The sequence below is a fragment of the Sphingomonas sp. Ag1 genome (assembly GCF_000980895.1).
GTDB classification, from domain to species: domain Bacteria; phylum Pseudomonadota; class Alphaproteobacteria; order Sphingomonadales; family Sphingomonadaceae; genus Sphingomonas; species Sphingomonas panaciterrae.
Genome location: NZ_LAZX01000069.1, coordinates 10,995 through 27,624, shown reverse-complemented (window position 1 = coordinate 27,624; position 16,630 = coordinate 10,995). Strand labels below are relative to the sequence as shown.

15 protein-coding genes are annotated in these 16,630 nt (G+C 65.1%); 14 read left to right on the top strand and 1 reads right to left on the bottom strand.

Annotated features, from left to right (window positions below; all coding sequences use genetic code 11):
* The first annotated feature begins 251 nt into the window (after window positions 1–251).
* A complete protein-coding gene (locus XM50_RS01980; protein WP_013039112.1) occupies window positions 252–1,454 on the top strand; it encodes an aspartyl protease family protein in 1,203 nt (400 codons plus the stop codon).
* On the opposite strand, the gene XM50_RS01975 is transcribed toward XM50_RS01980, so the two are convergent.
* Window positions 1,448–1,864: a MerR family transcriptional regulator gene (locus tag XM50_RS01975; protein ID WP_004212867.1), complete on the bottom strand. Its 417-nt coding sequence runs from the start codon at window positions 1,862–1,864 to the stop codon at window positions 1,448–1,450. The two genes, XM50_RS01980 and XM50_RS01975, sit on opposite strands and share 7 nt — an antisense overlap.
* 78 nt (window positions 1,865–1,942) lie before the next feature.
* Here XM50_RS01975 and XM50_RS01970 point away from each other — a divergent pair, with 78 nt between their 5' ends.
* From XM50_RS01970 to XM50_RS01910, 13 genes are all read left to right on the top strand, one after another.
* Window positions 1,943–2,569 (top strand): cation transporter, encoded by a 627-nt coding sequence (locus XM50_RS01970; protein ID WP_004212870.1) that lies wholly within the window; start codon window positions 1,943–1,945, stop codon window positions 2,567–2,569.
* Window positions 2,569–4,536, top strand: a complete 1,968-nt coding sequence (locus XM50_RS01965) for a cytochrome c/FTR1 family iron permease (protein ID WP_004212871.1) — start codon at window positions 2,569–2,571, stop codon at window positions 4,534–4,536. Before XM50_RS01970 ends, XM50_RS01965 begins: the two co-directional genes overlap by 1 nt.
* 73 nt (window positions 4,537–4,609) lie before the next feature.
* Entirely contained in the window at window positions 4,610–4,906 is a 297-nt protein-coding gene (locus XM50_RS01960; RefSeq protein WP_007406840.1) for a hypothetical protein, read from the top strand.
* Between the two features lie 60 nt (window positions 4,907–4,966).
* Window positions 4,967–6,244: a TolC family protein gene (locus tag XM50_RS01955; protein WP_037486870.1), complete on the top strand. Its 1,278-nt coding sequence runs from the start codon at window positions 4,967–4,969 to the stop codon at window positions 6,242–6,244.
* A complete protein-coding gene (locus XM50_RS01950; RefSeq protein ID WP_004212877.1) occupies window positions 6,244–7,422 on the top strand; it encodes an efflux RND transporter periplasmic adaptor subunit in 1,179 nt (392 codons plus the stop codon). The genes XM50_RS01955 and XM50_RS01950 overlap by 1 nt, the downstream gene beginning before the upstream one ends.
* Before the next feature lie 3 nt (window positions 7,423–7,425).
* Window positions 7,426–10,671, top strand: coding sequence for an efflux RND transporter permease subunit (locus XM50_RS01945; RefSeq protein ID WP_004212878.1), 3,246 nt, complete (start codon window positions 7,426–7,428; stop codon window positions 10,669–10,671).
* A gap of 53 nt (window positions 10,672–10,724) precedes the next feature.
* Complete coding sequence (locus tag XM50_RS01940) at window positions 10,725–11,213, top strand: SRPBCC domain-containing protein (RefSeq protein WP_004212879.1); 489 nt, start codon at window positions 10,725–10,727, stop codon at window positions 11,211–11,213.
* On the top strand, window positions 11,210–11,587 hold the full coding sequence (locus tag XM50_RS01935; protein ID WP_009824022.1) for a hypothetical protein: 378 nt from the start codon (window positions 11,210–11,212) through the stop codon (window positions 11,585–11,587). Before XM50_RS01940 ends, XM50_RS01935 begins: the two co-directional genes overlap by 4 nt.
* A 47-nt stretch (window positions 11,588–11,634) precedes the next feature.
* Window positions 11,635–12,048, top strand: coding sequence for a hypothetical protein (locus XM50_RS01930; protein ID WP_004212881.1), 414 nt, complete (start codon window positions 11,635–11,637; stop codon window positions 12,046–12,048).
* Between the two features lie 3 nt (window positions 12,049–12,051).
* Window positions 12,052–12,738 (top strand): ZIP family metal transporter, encoded by a 687-nt coding sequence (locus XM50_RS01925; protein WP_004212882.1) that lies wholly within the window; start codon window positions 12,052–12,054, stop codon window positions 12,736–12,738.
* Window positions 12,735–13,343 carry a cation transporter gene (locus XM50_RS01920; RefSeq protein WP_004212885.1) on the top strand — a complete coding sequence of 203 codons (609 nt, stop codon included), beginning with the start codon at window positions 12,735–12,737 and terminating at the stop codon, window positions 13,341–13,343. The genes XM50_RS01925 and XM50_RS01920 overlap by 4 nt, the downstream gene beginning before the upstream one ends.
* Window positions 13,340–15,841: a heavy metal translocating P-type ATPase gene (locus XM50_RS01915; RefSeq protein ID WP_004212886.1), complete on the top strand. Its 2,502-nt coding sequence runs from the start codon at window positions 13,340–13,342 to the stop codon at window positions 15,839–15,841. The genes XM50_RS01920 and XM50_RS01915 overlap by 4 nt, the downstream gene beginning before the upstream one ends.
* The gene (locus XM50_RS01910) at window positions 15,838–16,587 is read left to right on the top strand and encodes an HAD-IIB family hydrolase (protein ID WP_004212890.1); all 750 of its coding nucleotides are present in this window, start codon (window positions 15,838–15,840) and stop codon (window positions 16,585–16,587) included. The genes XM50_RS01915 and XM50_RS01910 overlap by 4 nt, the downstream gene beginning before the upstream one ends.
* Window positions 16,588–16,630 lie beyond the last annotated feature (43 nt).

Genomic DNA, 16,630 nt, shown 5'->3' with positions numbered 1-16,630 from the left:
ACTTAGCGCGAGCGTTTACACCGTTCGCGGTCCCGATCGGCCCAGCGTCCCCCGGAACCGTTCGTTATCGGGAAGGCATCTAAGCGGTCTGCACCATCCTTCATCTAAAGTTCTCCAAGCGCTTCTGAGGATTTTCGGGCGCACCAAAAGCACTTGCTCCTCCAGTGGCTGGAGCATGTAACCGCAATTTGCTCTCCTGCGGACGGGGGGCTGGAGGTGGCTTTTTGACGGCCCGTGTTGAAGCAATCGGTATGTCTCGACGCTCATTAGTGGCGCGGCTGGTGGCCTGTGGAACCGGCTTGGTGCTCGGTTCTCCAACGCTCGCGCGACAGACTTCCCGGTCTGCGGGCTCGTGGAACTTCGGTGCGGCTCACCTCGAATGGGAGCCGCTGGAAGTCGGCACGGGTGATACCCTCCTTGTTTCGGCACAAGTGCGCGGAGTGCCGGTGCGGGCGGTGCTCGACAGTGGCAGCGGCGCGTCGATCATGAGCACGGCGCTCGCGGCGAAGCTCGGCTTGAACGATGGTGAGCGGCGCATGATTAGCGGGCTGAGCGCCAAGGCCCCGGTGCTGCTGGTCCGCGACATCGACGTACAGCTCGCCCGCGAAACCCGTCGCTTACCCTTTGCCGTCGTTGGTGATCTGAGTTCAGTGTCGGCGGCCTTCGGACGACCGATCGATATCCTCCTCGGTGCCGATATGTTCACGGGTAGCTGCATCGCGCTCGATTTCGCGAAAAGGCGTATGGCGGTCGTCAAGTCAGGCACGTTTCTCGCCGGTCCCGACTGGCGCGCTGTCGCGCTCGGGCGCGGTGCCAAGCAGGAGCTGTTCATTCGAGCTTCCGTCTCGGGTTTGCCTCCCGTGCCCTTGATGATCGATCTTGGCAGCTCGGCCGCGCTGATGCTCTCGTCGGCCTATGCCCGCGATCAAGGGCTGTTGAACGGGAAGCTCGTCTCGACCGCGGCGATCGGCGGCGTCGATGGTGTGCGTATCAACGATGCTTTCACGATCCAGAACATCAACATCGAAGGGCTTGGCGTCTCGAACGTCCCCACACTCGGGATGAGAGCTTGGCTCTCCACCAGCACGGTTGGCAATGTCGGCCTACCGCTGATCGCTCAATTCGACGTGGTGTTCGACGTGACCGCCGGATTCGTGTGGCTCCGGCCACTCGGTCCTCGTCGTCGCCTGCCGATGCTGAAGGACCGTAGCGGCCTTGGCCTCGCAGCCTCACCAACGGCGCTCACCGTTGTTCATGTGGCGGCGAACAGTCCCGCGGAAAAGGCTGGCTGGGCGGTCGGCGACCGGATCGTGGCGGTGAACGGCCATTCGATCGATGCGAACTATACGCGTGGGGAGCTCTGGCAAGTGCGCTCCCGGCCTGCTGGCACCCTCGTAAAGCTGACGATGGCCTCGGGTGATGTGCGCGAGCTCAGGCTGGCCGATTATTATTGATCGGCTTGAGGGTGGCCTTTGCCGATCGCCTTCATGATCCGACAATCGGCCATGCGCGCCTTGGTGCAGCTCTGGCTGAGCATTGCCAACTCATCCCGCAACACCGCGAGTTGCGCCAGTCTCTCCTCCACATCCTTGAGGTGCTGAGCAGCGATAGCTGAGGCGGCACCACAATCCTGGTCCGGGTTCTGCGCCAGCCCCATCAACGAACGGATCTCGTCGACGGAGAAGCCAAGCCGGCGACCGTTGCGGATGAAGTGCAAACGCTCAATGTCACTGGCATCGTAGGTTCTGCGACCCGACGCCGTGCGAGGGGCGGATCGGAGCAACCCGATCGACTCATAAAAGCGGATCGTCGTCACCTTCGTCGAGGTCTCGCTGGCGAGCTGCCCAATCATCACCGGCTTCATCATGCCATCCTTGCTTATGCGAACGTGTCGCACATTTCGCTTGCTTCTACAGCGACTGGAGGTGGTAAGGAAGGCCGCATGAATGCTTCTACCGAAAGCTGCGGGTGCCACGGGGAGCCCGCGCGCGCGCAAACCGATCCGGCCTATCGCCGTGCGCTGCTGACCGTCGTGGTGCTCAACCTCGGCTTCGGAGTCGCCGAGCTGTTCGGCGGGTTCATCGCCGATAGCCAAGCGCTGAAAGCGGATTCCCTCGATTTTCTCGGGGACGGGTCGATCAGCCTTATCGGTCTTCTCGCGCTTGCCTGGTCCGCACGGGCGAGGGCAAAGGTCGCGCTGACGCAGGGGTTGTTTCTCGGTGCGCTTGGCGTGGGCGTAATCGGTTTCGCGATTTGGCGCGCCCTGAACGCAACCGCGCCCGATGCCGAACTGATGGGCACAATCGGCGTTGTCGCGCTCGCGATCAATGTCGTGTCCGCCTTGGTGCTTGCGCGTTTCCGGGAAGGGGACGCCAATGTTCGCGCGATCTGGCTGTTCAGCCGCAACGACGCGCTCGCCAACGTGGCGGTGATCGCCGCGGCCGGTCTGGTGGCGTGGACAGGAAGCGCCTGGCCGGACCTCGCCGTCGCCGGCCTCATCGCCCTCCTGTTCCTCCACTCCGCTTATGAAATCGTCACTGGCGCTCGGCGCGAATTGGGAGAGCGGTAGTGCGTCTGCTCGCGTTGATCCGGGCAATGCTCTCGTTGCGGCTGCTCTCCGCGCTCGCGGCGCTGCTGATCCCTGCTGCGGCAATCGCCGAACCCGGCGACGTGCAAACCGCATGGCGGCTGCTCGACTATATGGCCGTCGATTATGGCGGCGCGGTCGCCAACGGTCGGATCAAGAGCACGTCGGAATATGCCGAGATGACGGAGTTCGCCGCGTCGGTCTCGACACGGCTTCAGGGCCTGCCGGCGAAGCCGGAGCGTCAAGCCCTCATCCAGCGGGCTGCCAACCTCCAGGCGGTGATCGCGGAAAAGGGACCGACTGAACAGGTGGCAACATTGGCGCACGGGCTCGCGGCCGATCTGTTGCGCGCCTACCCGGTGCCGCTCGCGCCCGATAAGGCTCCGAACCTCGTCTCCAGCGATGCACTGTTCCGACAATCCTGCGCGTCCTGCCACGGGATGACGGGCAACGGCCGTGGCCCTGACGCCGCCAAGCTCGCTACGCCCCCGATTGCTTTCACCGATGCCGAGCGCGCGCGCCAGCGCAGCGTGTTCGCGCTCTATCAGGTGGTGACGCAAGGCATCGACGGGACCGCGATGCAGAGCTTCGCCGATCTGCCCAACGATCAGCGCTGGGCGTTAGCATTCCGAGCCGGGAGCTTCGCCTTCACGGATGCGCAGGCGCGCGAAGGCGAGCGGCTTTGGAAATCCGACCCGACCCTTCGCCGGCGCATTCCGGACCTGAAAACCCTGGTCGCGCTCACCCCGGCCGCGCTCGGCGCGGCGATCGGCGACGCCAAGGCTGACCCAGTGCTCGCGTTCCTGCGTCGTCATCCCGAACAGGTGATACAACAGGCTCCCGGCTCGCTCGCGGTCGCCCGCGCCAAACTCGCCGAAAGCGTGGCGGCTGCGCGGCGCGGCGATGCGCGCATGGCGAAAGAGCTGGCGCTGTCGGCCTATCTCGATGGGTTCGAGCCGATCGAGCCAACACTCACCGCGCGCGACGCGACGCTGATGGGTCGAATCGAGGGCGCGATGGGGGAGTTCCGCGCCTCGATCGACCGGGGCGCGTCGCCCGATGATCTCGCGGAGAAGGTCGCAGTACTGGGCGGCCTTTTCGACGATGCGGAAGCGGCGCTCGCGCCTGATGCCGCCACCGAAGCGTCCACGTTCCTGGGCGCGTTCACGATCCTGCTGCGTGAAGGGCTCGAAGCCCTGCTCATCGTTGTCGCCATGATCGCGTTCCTGCGTAAAGCCGAGCGCGGCGAGGCGCTGCGGTACGTGCATGGCGGCTGGGTCAGCGCGATCATCGCGGGCGGGATCACCTGGGCGGTCGCCACCTATGCGATCGGGATCAGCGGTGCGAGCCGGGAGCTGACGGAAGGGTTTGGCTCGCTGTTCGCCGCGGTCGTGCTGCTCTCGGTCGGGATTTGGATGCACGGCAAGGCGCAGGCCGATCAGTGGCAGCGCTATATTCGCGAGAAGATGTCGCGGGCGCTCTCGGGCGGGTCGGGCTGGTTCCTGTTCGGGCTGGCGTTCGTCGTAGTTTATCGCGAGGTCTTCGAGACGATCCTGTTCTATGCCGCGCTTTCGGCGCAAGGTGACAACGGGATGCTTCTCGCGGGGGCCGGGTCGGCGATTGGACTGCTCAGCCTGATCGCTTGGGCCATGCTTCGCTACAGTCGCAAGCTGCCGATCGCGCAGTTCTTCCGCTATAGCTCCTGGCTCATGGCGGTCCTGACCGTCGTGCTGGCGGGTAAAGGCGTCGCCGCGCTCCAGGAAGCCGGCCTTATCAACATCGCACCGCTCGCGGACGTGCCACGGCTGTCGATGCTCGGCGTGTTTCCCACTTGGCAATCGGTGCTGGCGCAACTCCTGATGGCGGTCGCCATTGCGGTCGGGTTCGCCTGGAACGGGCGCGACCGATCCCGCTCGGGTTCCGGCTCAGTGACCCTTGGTTCGAATTAGTGCAATGACATGAAAACCCTTCCGTGATAGAGGCAAGCTAGTGCGAGCCTTTTTGCCTTTCCTGACATGCCTGATGCTGGTCCTGACCAGCTTCTCCGGCATGGCCCATGCCGCCGATCTGGCGGGGGGAAGCATCGCGGGCGTTGAGTTCACGGTCCATACCGCCGGTGACATCGATCAGGTGCCATCGGACTCGGACAAGAATGTCCCGCATCATCACAATTATTGTCACGGACACGACGTCGGCGCGCCTGCGCGCACGACGATGGAATATACCCCCGTCCTCACAGTGCCCAAGCCGACAATCTCCGCCTCTGCGTCGCTCGACGGCCGCACCGGCATGGTCCATTTGAGGCCCCCCCAAGCCTGACGTCCGATTTGGGCGTGCGTTGGCGCGCCCCTGTCGATCATCGTCAGGAGTCCTATTTTCATGAATCGTATCCTCGCGGCCATGCTGGCCGCAGCGTCTTGCGCCACGATGGCGCAGGCGCAGGTCGGACCGTCCGCGCCTGTTGCGCAGGATGCGCCGGTCTACACGCTTGACCAAGCGGTCAGTGCAGCGGGCGGTTCGGCCCCTGCTGCGGAAGCGGCGACAGCTGGAATCGACGCGGCCCGTGCAGGTCGCACAGTCGCCGGCTTGCGGCCCAATCCGGTGGTTCAAGGCCAAGTCGAGAATGTCATCGGCTCCGGGCCGTATCGGGGGGGCCGCAGCGCGGAAACCACGGTCGGCTTTGCGATCCCGATCGAGCTAGGCGGCAAGCGCGGCGCCCGCGTCGCGGTCGCCAATGCGCAATTGTCCCGGGCCGAGATCCAGGCCGCGATCATCGCGGCGGATGTCCGGCTTCAGGTAACGCAGCTCTATGTCGAAGCGGTCGCGGCCGATCGCCGGGTAATGACAGCCCGCGATCAGGCCCGGATCGCCAGCGATGCGCTGCGGGCCGCGAGCGTTCGCGTGCAGGCAGGGCGGGCATCGCCACTCGAGCAACAGCGCGCGGATGTCGCGCGTATCAATGCCGACGCCAATGTGGAGCGGCAGCTTCGCTTGGCCGAGGCGGCCCGCGCCAATCTGGCGCGTCGGATCGGACGGCCGATCGACGGCCTGCTCGATGACACGCTGCTCGATCGCCTTCCCGATGTGAACGTCTATGGGCCGTTGGCACCGGTCAACACGACCGGCACACTCGCGCTGGCGGCAGCCAACGCGGATTTCTCCATTGCCGAAGCCGGCGTGCGGCTCGCGCGCGCCAATCGCGTGCCTGACCTGAACGTCGGGCCGTCGATCCGCCGCCTGGAAGCGACCAACGACATGGCGGCGGTGTTCAGCGTGTCGATCCCGATCCCGGTGTTCAACAATGGTCGCGCCGCGATTGCGCAGGCGACCGCGCAGCGGACCCAGGCGGATGCGCAGCGCCGCGTGACCGCGCTCGACATCGAACAGGCGATCACGGACGCGCAGGCGCAGGCGGCCAATGCCGCAACGACGGCTCGTGCGGCGTCGGGGCCGGCGCTGGCGGCTGCACAGGAGGCCGCCCGCATCGCGCGGATCGGCTATCGCGAGGGCAAGTTCGGCCAGCTCGAATTGCTCGATGCTGAACGCACGCTCGCCGAAACGCGGGTCGCCGCGATCGACGCGCTTGCCAATTACCAGAATGCCCGCGCGCAAGTGGAGCGACTGACCGCTCGTGCGCCCAATGGGGGGAATCAGTGATGAAGAGCTTTTATCTCGCGGGCGCGGCGTCGCTCGCCCTGCTCTTGGCTGCCTGCGGCGGCAAGGATGGCGGAAACGAGGCAACTGCCGAAGGCGCAGCTGCCAATGAGACGGCAGCGGGCACGGAAAAGGGCGGTGCTGAAGGCGGTCATGCCGGTGAAGGCGTCGTCACATTGGGTGCCGACCAGATCGCCACAGCGGGCGTCCAGGTCGGACGGCCGATCATCGGCGGGGCCGGGACGATCGAGCTGCCCGCGATCATCGAGGGCGACCCACAGGGAACGCAGGTCGTCTCGGCCGCAATTGCGGGACGCGTGGTCGCGCTCACCCGTAACCTCGGCCAATCGGTCGGACGCGGCCAGACCATTGCGGTCATCGAAAGCCGCGAGGCGGCGCAGATCAAGGGCGAGGTCGAGGCGGCGCGGGCGCGGCTTCAGCTCGCTAATTCGAACCTCGCGCGCGAACAGCGGCTGTTCGCGCAGAGAGTCTCCCCTGAACAGGATCTGATCGCCGCCCGCACAGCGGCGACGGAGGCGCGGATCGCCCTGACGCAGGCGCAGAGCATGGTTTCGGCGGCGGGTGTCGGCGGCGGCGGGCTCAACCGGCTCGGCATTGCCGCGCCGATCTCGGGCCAGATCATTGCGCGCCCCGTGACGCTGGGACAAACGGTCGCGGCGGATGCCGAACTCTATCGCATCGCCAACCTGAGCCAGGTGTCGATCGCGCTTAATCTCAAGCCCGAGGATGCGGGCCGGGTGCGTCCCGGCAATACGGTGCTGGTGAAGGCGGCAGGCCGTCAGGCGACCGCCCGCGTGACCTTCGTGTCGCCGGCGCTTGATCCGCAGACGCGGCTCGTGCCTGCGCTCGCCACCCTCGACAATCGCGGTGGCGAATGGCGGGTCGGCGAGCCTGTGACGGCAGCCGTGCAGCTCACGGGCAGCGGCGGGAGCGGGGCGGTCCGCGTGCCGACGACGGCGGTCCAGAGTTTCGAGGGCAAGTCGGTCGTGTTCGTGCGCACGCCCACCGGCTTCAAGGCGACCCCGGTCCAGCTCGGCGATGCGTCGGGCGACACGGTGATCGTCCGGTCGGGCCTGACCGGCAACGAACAGATCGCCACCACCGGAAGTTTCACGCTCAAGGCCGAGATCGGCAAGGGCGAAGCGAGCCACGAGGATTAAGCCATGATCGCCCGTATCGTAACCTGGGCGGTCGAGAAGCGCTGGCTAGTCCTGCTCCTCACCGTCATCGTCGCCGCCATCGGCGCCTTTTCCCTCTACCGGCTACCGATCGACGCGGTGCCGGACATCACCAACAATCAGGTCCAGATCAACGTCCGCGCGCCTGCCCTCTCGCCCGAGCTGGTCGAGAAGCAGGTGTCGTTTCCAATCGAAACCGCGCTCGCCGGCACCCCCGGCCTGGAATATACGCGCTCGTTGAGCCGCAACGGCTTCGCGCAGATCACGGCGGTCTTTTCGGACGCGACGGACATCTATTTCGCCCGCCAGCAGGTGGGCGAGCGTCTGCGGGGCGTGCAAGAGAATCTGCCCGACGGCGTGAACCCTGAAATGGGTCCGATCGCGACAGGCCTGGGCGAGGTGTACATGTACACCGTTCGTCTCGATCATCGCGAGGACGACAAGCACAAGCCCGGTGAACCGGGCCAACAGCCCGATGGCAGCTACATCACGCCAGAGGGCGAGCGACTGACGACCGAAGAGGACAAGGCGACCTACCTGCGCACCGCGCAGGACTGGATCGTGACGCCGCTTCTGAAGACCACACCGGGCCTCGCCGGTGTCGACTCGATTGGCGGTTACGCCAAGCAGTTCCTCGTCGTGCCCGACGTGCAGAAGCTGGCCTCGCTCGGCATCACGCTGACGGACCTGGGAAATGCGCTGGAGCGCAATAACACCAGCGTCGGCGGTGGCTTCGTCAATCGCAATGGCGAAGGTCTGGCTGTTCGCTCGGATGCGCTCGTTCGCAATGCCAGCGAGTTGGCCAGGACCGTGATCGCGACACGTAACGGCGTGCCGATCACGGTCGAACAAGTTGCGACTGTGAAGACGGGTCAGGCGATCCGCATGGGTTCGGCATCGGAGAACGGTACCGAAGTCGTCGTCGGCACGGCGATCATGCGGATCGGCGAGAACAGCCGCATCGTGTCGACCGCGGTCGCTGAGAAACTGAAGACGATCAACGCTTCGCTGCCTCCTGACGTCGTAATTCAGCCGGTGCTGAACCGCACCGAGCTGGTCAATTCGACGATCAAGACGGTCGCGAAAAACCTGTCCGAAGGCGCGGTGCTGGTCATCGTCGTGCTCTTCCTGCTGCTCGGCAACTTCCGTGCGGCCCTGATCGCGGCGTTGGTCATCCCGATCACCATGATGCTGACAGGCTTTGGTATGCTGCGCGCTGGGGTCTCGGCCAATCTGATGAGCCTTGGGGCTTTGGACTTCGGTCTGATCGTCGACGGCGCCGTCATCATTGTCGAAAACGCGCTGCGCCGGCTTGCCGAGCAACAGCATCATGAAGGCCGATTGCTCAGCGTCAAGGAACGGCTCGCGACCGTGGCAGCCGCTGCGCGTGAGATGATCCGTCCCTCTGTGTACGGGCAGGCAATCATCATCCTCGTCTACGTACCGCTGCTCACGCTGACCGGCGTGGAGGGTAAAACGTTCGGACCGATGGCGCTGACCGTCATCATCGCGCTCGCCTTCGCCTTCATCCTCTCTCTCACCTTCGTGCCGGCGATGATTGCGATCTGGCTGTCGAAGAAGGTCGAGGAGAAGGACGGCCGCATCATCACGTGGCTGAAGAAGCGCTACGAACCCGGTCTCGACCGGGCCATGAAGCGCCCGACGCTGACGATCGGTGCGGGTGTGGGAAGCCTTGTGGTGGCGGCGCTTGCTTTCACTACGCTCGGCTCGGTGTTCCTGCCGCAGCTCGACGAAGGCGATTTGCTGATCCAGTCGCTCCGCATTCCGGCAACGTCGGTCCAGCAGAGCCAGGCGATGCAGGTGCCGATCGAGCGGATGATGTCGAAGCAGCCGGAGGTGCAATTCGTCTATTCCAAGACGGGCACCGCCGAGCTGGCGGCCGACCCGATGCCGCCGAACGCGACCGACATGTTCGTCATCCTGAAGCCGCGCAAGGATTGGCCGGATCCTGAGCTTCCCAAGGAGGAGCTGGTCAGCCGGATCGAGGGTAATCTCGCGAAGATTCCGGGAAATGCCTACGAGATCACCCAGCCCATCCAGATGCGCTTCAACGAGCTGATCGCCGGCGTGCGCGGCGACATCGCGGTGAAGGTGTTCGGGGACGACTTCAACCAGATGAACCGGACGGCCGAGCAAATCGCGGCGGTGCTGCGCAGAACGCAAGGCGCAGCGGACGTGAAGGTGGAGCAGACGACCGGTCTTCCCATGCTCGACATTCGCGTCAACCGCGACGCGATGGCGCGGTTGGGCGTTACGGCTCAGGATGTGCAGGACACCGTGACTGCGACGATCGGCGGGCGAACATCGGGCCAGATCTTCGAGGGCGACCGTCGCTTCCCCGTGGTGATCCGCCTGTCGGAGGCGCAGCGTGCCGACATCGGCCTGCTCCAACAGGTGCAGGTGCCGGTGGCAGGCGGCGGCTATGTACCGCTGTCCAGCGTCGCCGAGATCAAGGTGGTCGATGGTCCGAACCAGATCAGCCGCGAGAACGGCAAGCGGCGCGTGGTGGTGCAAGCCAACGTGCGTGGCCGCGACGTCGGATCCGTCGTGGCGGATGCGCAGGCGGCGATCGGCAGCCAACTCCGGCTGCCTGCCGGCACCTATCTCGAATGGGGCGGCCAGTTCGAGAACCTCCAATCGGCAAGCGAACGGCTGAAGCTGGTCATTCCGGCTTGCTTCATCTTGATCCTGCTGCTCCTCTACGGGGCGTTGGGATCGGTCCGCGACGCCGCGATCGTGTTCACCGGCGTGCCTTTCGCGCTGGTGGGCGGCGTCCTGTTGCTGTTCCTGCGGGGCATGGACTTCTCGATCTCGGCGGCAGTGGGCTTCATCGCCCTCTCGGGCATCGCGGTCCTCAACGGCCTCGTCATGGTCAGCTCGATCCAAGATCTGATCCGATCAGGGATGAGCCGCGAGGAAGCCGCGCATGTTGGCGCGATGCAGCGTCTGCGACCCGTCATCATGACCGCGCTAGTCGCCAGCCTCGGCTTCGTGCCGATGGCGCTGGGCGAAGGCGCCGGCGCAGAGGTTCAAAAGCCTTTGGCGACGGTCGTCATCGGCGGTCTGATCTCGGCGACGCTTCTTACGCTGTTCGTGCTGCCGACACTCTATGCCCGGTTCGGGCAGAAAGTGATCGAGAAACCCGAGCACTACAATGAGGAGCATGAAGGGGACGACCACGGTCAGACCTTCGTGAACAACTTGGCCTGATGGATGGGCAGGGCGATCCGCGATCGCCCCGCCCATCTCTGGGAGATGGGGATATGCCTCGCACCATAACCAGCTCGATGCTTCACGGCGGGCCACTGCGCATCTGGTCGGCACTCACCGATCCGGATCATCGCCGGGCGTGGAGTCCGCTCGTATTTCTCGATGATCCGTCCCGGCTCGGCGACACAGAATGCACCTTTGCGATCCAGGGCATCACCCGGCCAATTCGGACGCCAGCACGGATTGATCGATTCGATAAACCGCACGCCTTCGCTTGGTCCTGCGGCATCCCCTATCTGTTCACGCTCGAAGAGCGGTACGAGCTGGCGGGGGACGATGGCGGCACCAGGCTAACGCATAGCTGCACGCTGCGCGGGGCGCTCTCCCTGCCGTTCGCGGCGATGATGTTGCGCCGCCTGCGATCCCTGATGGTCGAATCTGACGATCGCCTCGCAACCTATCTCCGCTGGCGGGTAGGTCAGCCTGCCCGGGCTATCAATCGTCAGCGCGTCCCCTTCCGCTACAGGAGGAAGGCGCGATGATGATGCACTGTAAGCGGGTGCTGCCCGCCGTCATCCTCGTTGTCGGGCTCGCGGCGTGCTCGGAAAGAAAGCCGCCAGCCCCGCCAACGGAGCAGCAGATCCATTCGTCCGACAGCGCCGTGGCGACCGGGGAAATGGGGCGGCATAGATATCGCTGTTCCGACGGGGAACCGCTGTTCGTCGATTACAAGGACAACGGCCTGCAGATCGATTTGCGGCGCTCCAACGGGGGACCGCCGATGATGCTGACCGCGCCAGCGCAGGGCCTGCAATATGTCGGCGAAACAGCCACCGCGACCTTCAAGGGGTCGCAGCTCACCATCGTGGAAGGCGATGGCCGTACCCGGATCTGCGAGCAGGAAGGCACGCGATGAACTGCCCTGCCTTCGAACGCCACAGGGCGCTTCGTCGGAAGAGACCGATGTCTGACACGTCGATTTCAAATGTGACAACCTTGTGCGGCCTGAATCGGGCCGGTCTGGCGATCGCGCGCCTCGGCGTCGTTCTCGTCTCCGGGGCGGTTATAGGGGCGTGTAATCCAGCGCCGACCCAGCCTACCGAGCCGGCGCATGAAAAGCATCTGACGTCGAAACTAATCGCGCAGCGCATCATGTACTGCGACGACGGCACACGCGCCGATGTCGACTTCATCGATGACGGCTTGAAAATGGCCGTCACCTGGCTGCCGAAGGGCAGGACCGAGATCCTGCGCGCGCAGCGAACCGGTGACGAGTTTCGCGGCGACCATTCGCGGGCTGTCGTGGCGGGCGGATCGATCGCGTTCACGCGACGCGGGAAGATCCGCGTCTGCCACCGAACCCCGGAGGAGTCCTAGGAAATGCAGGCACTGCTCTATACGCTTGCGCCTGTGCTGGCGGTCGTGCTCGGCGCGATTGTCGCGAGCCGCACCAAGTTGAAACCTGGCCTCGTGGCGGGCCTACAGCATCTCGCTGCCGGCGTCGTGTTCGCGGCGGCAGCGACCGAAATCCTGCCGCAGGTCAAGCATGAGGCATCGCCCAGCGCGACGTTGATCGGCGGGGCGGCGGGCGTCGCGACCATGCTGGGGCTCAAGGCTCTTGAGGCCCGCTTCAAGGGGCCGATGGCGCTACTCGCCGCGATCGGCATCGACATTCTGGTCGACGGCCTGGTGCTCGGCCTCGCTTTCGTGGCGGGCGAGAAGGCAGGTCTCCTGCTGACGATCGCGCTCACTCTGGAAGTGTTATTTCTGGGACTGACGCTGACCGACGAGCTGGCGGAAACCTATCGCTCGCGCTTGCGCATCATCGTGATCGTCTCGGCATTGGCCCTGCTGCTGCCGATCGGCGCGCTCGCTGCCGTGCCGGTCGCCGCGCTGTCGCCGGTGATGATCGCCGGCTTCCTCAGCTTCGGGCTGATGGCGCTGCTCTACCTCGTCACGGAGGAGTTGCTGGTCGAGGCGCACGAGAAACCCGACACCCCGCTCATCAGCTCGATGTTTTTCGTCGGCTTCCTGGCCCTGCTGACACTTGAGGAGATGATGGGATGATCCCGGGCAACGACAACAATGGCGGGCAGGAGCGCCGCACACTGTGGATCGTCCTGCTGCTGAACGCGGCGATCGCTGCGGGCTTCTTCGTTTCCGGCTTCTTCGCGGACTCGAGCGCGCTGATCGCCAACGGCGTCGACAACCTGTCCGATACGGCTGTGTATGCGCTGAGCCTTGTGGCGCTCACCCGGGGCCAGACATGGAAGACACGCGCCGCGGTCGCTTCGGGCGTCATGCTGCTGATCTTCGCGGGCGGCATCTTGATCGATGTCGGACGGCGCTACGTGCAGGGCAGCGAGCCCATCGGACCTACCATGATGGTCATGTCCGCGATCGCCGGCGTCGTGAATTACCTCTGCCTGCGGCTGCTCCAGCGCCTCAAGGATCCGGACGTCAATCTCCGGGCCGCAACCACCTTCAGCTTCAACGACTTCATTTCCAACGGCGGCATCCTGATCGCCGGCGTGCTGGTGCTGTGGTTGGGTACCAATTGGCCGGACCTGCTGGTCGGCTTCGCCACCGCCATCATCGCCATCAAGGGCGGTGTCGAAATCCTGCGCGACGCGCGCGCCGAAACCAAGAAAAGCGAAAGGAGGTCGTCATGAACGACAAGCTCGAACTCGACATTCCAGTGTTGTTGCCGGACCTTCCTGACGCGGCCGATGCCTGCCTGGACCGTCTCGTATCAACCCTGTCAAAGCGCGAAGGTGTCGAGCGGGCGCATGTGATCTGTCTCGACGGCAACACGCCAGCGGCGCTGTGCATCCATTTCGATGCCGCCAAGCTGCCGCTGCCACGGTTGCGCGAAATGGTGCGCGCCGCAGGTGCCGAAATCACCGAGCGCTACGGCCATGCGATCTGGCAGGTGACGGGGATCAACCACGAACGTCGGGCGCGCACGGTCAGCGATGCGCTGTGCGCCTTGCCCGGCGTGGTCCAGGCAAGCGCCAGCACCAGCGGGTCTGTCCGGGTCGAATATGATCGCCGCGAAACCACCGAAGAGGAGGTGCGCGCTGCGCTTCGCAAGCTGAAGGTGAGGGTGGGCAAGCGGGTCGCTGCCGATGAACATGCCGGCCACGACCACGGCCCCGGGGGCCACGGCGCGGGCGAAGAGAAGCACGGCCCCGGCGATGGCCACGACCATAGCCACGCCGAATTTCTCGGCCCCAATACCGAGCTGATCTTCGCGCTCGCCTGTGGCGCGCTGCTGGGGATCGGCTACGCGATCGAGAGGCTGGTCGCTGGCGCGCCCGAATGGCTGCCGACCGCCTGCTATATCGCAGCCTATTTCTTCGGCGGATTCTTCACGCTGCGCGAGGCGATCGACAACCTCCGGATGAAGAAGTTCGAGATCGACACGCTGATGTTGGTCGCTGCGGCCGGCGCCGCTGCGCTGGGCGCATGGGCCGAAGGTGCGCTGCTGCTGTTCCTGTTCAGCCTCGGCCATGCGCTTGAGCATTATGCAATGGGCCGCGCCAAGAAGGCGATCGAGGCGCTGGCGAAGCTCGCGCCCGAAACCGCGACCGTGCGACGCGGCGGGCAGACCAGCGAAATCCCGGTCGAGCAGATGGTCGTCGGGGACATTGCCATCGTCCGCCCGAACGAGCGCCTGCCTGCCGACGGCTTCGTCATCAAGGGCACCAGCGCGATCAACCAGGCCCCGGTCACGGGTGAAAGCATCCCGGTCGACAAGGTGCCGGTCGCAGATGCCGCAGCGGCACGCGCCAAGCCCGATGCAGTCGACGCGGAAAGCCGGGTTTTTGCTGGTACGATCAACGGCGGCGGCGCGATCGAGATCGAGGTGACACGCCGTTCCAATGAAAGCGCGCTTGCCAAGGTCGTGAAGATGGTGAGCGAAGCGGAGACGCAGAAGTCGCCGACGCAGCGCTTCACCGACCGGTTCGAACGGATCTTCGTGCCCGCCGTCCTGGTCCTGTCAGTGCTCCTGCTGTTCGCATGGGTGGTCGTCGACGAGCCGTTCCGCGACAGCTTCTATCGCGCGATGGCGGTGCTGGTGGCGGCAAGCCCGTGCGCGCTCGCGATCGCAACGCCGAGCGCGGTCCTGTCGGGCGTTGCCCGTGCAGCGCGGGGCGGCGTGCTCGTGAAGGGCGGTGCACCGCTCGAAAACCTCGGGTCGCTCAAAGCGATCGCTTTCGACAAGACGGGCACGCTGACCGAAGGTCGTCCGCGCATCACTGATGTCGTGCCCGTCGATGGCGCCGATGAAGGCGAGTTGCTGGCGCTGGCTGTCGCCGTCGAAGCGTTGAGCGACCATCCCCTGGCCCAAGCGATCGTCAAGGACGGCCGCGAACGTCTGAACGATCGTGCCGTGCCGACTGCCGGCGACCTCAAGAGCCTGACCGGTCGGGGCGTCACCGCGAGCGTGGATGGCGAGACGGTGTGGATCGGCAAGGCCGAGATGTTCGGAAGTGAGGGCATTCCGGCGCTGGGGCAGGGCGCGCAGGACGCAATCGCGAAGCTGCGCGAGAACGGCCGCACGACAATGGTGGTCCGCAAGGGGGACCGCGACCTGGGCGCGATCGGCCTGATGGACACGCCTCGCGAAGCTGCCAAGACCGCGTTGCGTCGGCTGCACGAGATGGGCGTGTCGCGGATGATAATGATCTCCGGCGATCACCAGAAAGTCGCCGAAGCGATCGCCGACGAAGTCGGGATCGACGAAGCGTGGGGCGACCTCATGCCCGAAGACAAGGTTGCCGCGATCAAGAAGCTCGCCGGCGAAGACAAGGTCGCGATGGTGGGCGACGGCGTGAACGATGCGCCGGCGATGGCAAGCGCCACGGTCGGCATCGCGATGGGCGCGGCGGGGTCGGACGTTGCGCTGGAGACAGCCGACGTGGCGCTGATGGCCGACGATCTGGCGCACCTGCCATTCGCAGTCGGTCTTAGCCGCCATACCCGTGGAATCATCCGGCAGAACGTCTTCGTCAGCCTGGGTGTCGTCGCCTTCCTGGTGCCTGCTACCATCCTCGGCCTCGGCATTGGGCCAGCGGTGGCGGTTCATGAGGGATCGACGCTGCTCGTCGTCATCAATGCGCTCAGGCTGCTCGCCTACCGCGATCCGGCAGGGAAGGCGGCATGAAGTGGCTGATCGCCTTCGACCTCGACGGCACGCTTGCCGAGAGCAAGCGGCCGTTATCGGAGGATATGGCCGCAATCCTCGCCCGATTGCTCGCCATCACGGATGTGGCGGTGATCTCGGGCGGGGACTGGCCGCAGTTCGAAAAGCAGATCGCCTCGCGCCTTCCTGCCGGCGTCGCGCTCGACCGTCTCTGGTTGATGCCGACCACAGGCACGAAACTCTATCGGTTCATCAATGGCGCTTGGCGCGCGGTCTATGCCGAACTGTTCGACGACGCGGAGAAGGCGAAGATCCGCACGGCCTTCGATCAGGCGCTGACCGATGCCGGTCTCGCCGACGAACGTATCTGGGGCGAACGGATCGAGGACCGGGGCAGCCAGATCACCTTTTCGGGCCTGGGGCAGGCAGCGCCGCTGAAGGAAAAGGAAGCGTGGGATCCTGACCGAAAGAAGAGGACCGCGTTGCAGGCCACGTTGCGCGCGAAGCTGCCGGAGCTCTCGATCAATCTCGGTGGCACGACATCGATCGACGTGACCAGAGCAGGGATCGACAAGGGCTATGGCCTGAAGCGCCTGAGTGCCGAGAGCGGTGTCCCGCTCGACGGGATGCTGTTCATTGGGGATGCGATATTCCCCGGTGGGAATGACTATCCCGCTGCTGAAATCGGCCTCGACACAGTGAGGGTGCGCGACGTCGCGGAAACCACCGCCGTCGTGACCGCCATCATCGCGTGTCTGCACCGATAGGATCAAGATACATGGTCGGCTCCATCGCGGAATGCCGCATTGT